The 386-nt window shown below is 39.9% G+C and carries 1 protein-coding gene; it reads left to right on the top strand.

All coding sequences use genetic code 11. The annotated features are described in order from the left end of the window. A partial coding sequence (locus NE665_RS24100; RefSeq protein WP_256302730.1) for an N-terminal phage integrase SAM-like domain-containing protein occupies positions 1-386 on the top strand: 386 nt, incomplete at both ends.

Raw genomic sequence — 386 nt, 5'->3', positions numbered from 1 at the left:
AGGACCACAACCAAAAGAGGATTCAAGTCCAAGGTTGAAGCCAAGCGTTATGAAGTTGAATTTGCTGAAAAGAAGGATAACAGTCTATCAATGACTTTTGGAAGCTTTGTTGAAATCTATATGGATTCAATGGAAAAAAGATTGAAGGAAAATACACTTCAGACGAAAGTAGCAATCATTGAAAAGAAGATACTGCCCTATTTCAAGGACAAGAAGCTTTGCGAGATAACGCCAACCGATGTAATCAGCTGGCAGAATGAGATGATGAAGCAAACTACCAAAACGGATAAGGAGTTTTCCCCCACCTATCTAAAAACACTGCATAACCAACTGAGTGCAATTTTCAATTATGCCGTCCGCTATTATGGCTTGAGCAGCAACCCTGC

This window comes from Clostridium sp. DFI.1.208 (assembly GCF_024463855.1).
GTDB lineage: Bacteria > Bacillota_I > Bacilli_A > Erysipelotrichales > Erysipelotrichaceae > Clostridium_AQ.
The sequence above is the reverse complement of the archived record's forward strand: the minus strand, read 5'-3'. Positions and strand labels throughout refer to the sequence as shown.